Source organism: Staphylococcus sp. 231237_7MaSpsaltlick, assembly GCF_043107035.1.
This window is the reverse complement of the sequence record NZ_JBICNX010000087.1, coordinates 1-2,097: the sequence shown is the minus strand read 5'-3', so window position 1 is coordinate 2,097 and position 2,097 is coordinate 1. Positions and strand designations below refer to the sequence as shown.

The window sequence follows — 2,097 nt, the reverse complement described above, 5'->3', positions numbered from 1 at the left end:
CAATCAAGAAGTTATATATCACGCGGTTAACCCTTCCTTCGATGATTTACAAAAGGAACTAACACGTATTGGAGTGAGTAGTTCATGACGTTTCCCTTTATATTTATTTTTTCAGCAGGAATAGTTGCTGCGTTTAATCCTTGCGGGATTGTTATGTTGCCTTCATATATTAGTTATTTAATTGGTGAAGGAGAGGTTGAAACAAGGCGTTCCTTAATAAGGACAATCTCAAAGGGGCTATGGTTAGGATTGTCTATGACGTTGGGATTTCTAACTATTTTTGTGATAGCCGGTTTTCTATTATCGTTATTAGGTAGAGCTTTAATCAATGTTTTTCCAATTTGGTCATTTCTAATGGGCGTACTTATCTTTCTTTTGGGACTAGGGATGTTGCTTGGAAAAAAAGTTTCTCTACCTTTAAGAGTTAATATTAAACAGGGTAAACGATCAGTTTATTTCTATGGTATTGCTTATGGAATCACATCATTAAGTTGTACGTTGCCAGCCTTTTTATTTGTACTCACTGAATCTATGCAAGATAATTCGTTATTGATGGTTATACTTAAATTTATTGTGTACTCAATCGGTATGGGTGTTGTCGTTACTTCCATAACCATTGTTTCTTTGATTTCAAAAAGATATGTCCAACAATTACTTTCTAAAAATATGGCAATGATCCAATTTATTTCCTCCATTGTTATTTTAATTTCAGGAATTTATATTTCTTATTATTGGGGGATTGGTCCGGGTGGCATATTTCGATAATTAAAAGGAGTGTTAAAAAATGACTAAGAAAATCAGTATGAAAGTTAGTGGCATGACTTGTATGGGTTGTGAAGAACATGTAGCAGTTGCACTTGAAAATATTGGTGCCAAGAATGTAGAAGCTAGTTTTCGTCACGGTGAAGTATTATTTGAATTACCCGATGATATTGGGATTGAAAGTGCAAAAAAGGCTATTGATGAGGCGAAATATCAACCTGGAGAAATAGAAGAAATATCATCACAAGAAAATGTGGTGTTAGGTAATGAAGGCGATTATGACTTACTTATCATTGGTTCCGGTGGTTCGGCTTTTTCAGCTGCGATCAAAGCGATTGAATACGGGGCAAAAGTAGCCATGATTGAGCGTGGAACCGTTGGCGGAACATGTGTAAACATTGGCTGTGTTCCATCAAAAACACTTCTTAGGGCTGGAGAAATTAATCATTTAGCAAAAGTAAATCCATTTACGGGATTACAAACATCTGCTGGAGAAGTGGAATTAGCACCCTTAATCAAGCAAAAAGATGAATTAGTGAGTGAGCTTCGCAATCAAAAATATGTGGATCTAATTGATGAATATGGAATTGACTTAATTGTAGGTGAAGCAAAATTTACTGATGAACAGACGGTTGAAGTCAATGGGGAGAAACTTTCCGCAAAACGCTTTTTAATTGCAACGGGTGCATCTCCTTCTCTCCCGCCGATTTCAGGACTTGAAGAAGTGGAGTATTTAACAAGTACAACGCTCCTTGAAATAAAAAAGGTACCTAAACGATTAACGGTGATCGGTTCAGGATATATCGGAATGGAGCTTGGCCAATTGTTTCATAACTTAGGTTCAGAAGTAACGCTTATGCAAAGAAGTGAGCGACTGTTAAAAGAGTATGACCCAGAGATTTCTGAAGTAGTAGAAAAAGCTTTAATTGAACAAGGAATAAACCTTGTAAAAGGGGCATCTTTTGAGCGTGTAGAACAATCTGGAGAGATAAAGAAGGTTCATGTTACAGTAGATGGCAAGAAAAAAGTGATTGAATCAGAGCAGCTGCTTGTTGCAACAGGAAGAAAACCAAATACGGATACGTTGAATTTAAATGCAGCTGGGGTTAAAGTCGGAAAACGAAAAGAAATACTGATAAATGATTATGCTAGAACAAGTAATGAAAAGATTTATGCGGCAGGAGATGTTACATTAGGGCCTCAATTTGTCTATCTAGCAGCATATGAAGGTGGAATTGTTGCCGATAATGCAATCGGTGGATTAAATAAAAAACTAGATTTATCAGTGGTTCCCGGCGTGACATTTACAAATCCAGGGGTAGCAACAGTAGGCTT

General features: G+C 36.7%; 2 protein-coding genes. Both read left to right on the top strand.

From position 1 onward, the window contains the following. Window positions 1–84 precede the first annotated feature (84 nt). Complete coding sequence (locus ACF91D_RS29895) at window positions 85–765, top strand: cytochrome c biogenesis CcdA family protein (protein WP_021459891.1); 681 nt, start codon at window positions 85–87, stop codon at window positions 763–765. Window positions 766–784: 19 nt separating this feature from the next. Next, the coding region (merA, locus tag ACF91D_RS29890; protein ID WP_392438346.1) for a mercury(II) reductase at window positions 785–2,097 on the top strand (1,313 nt) is incomplete at its 3' end.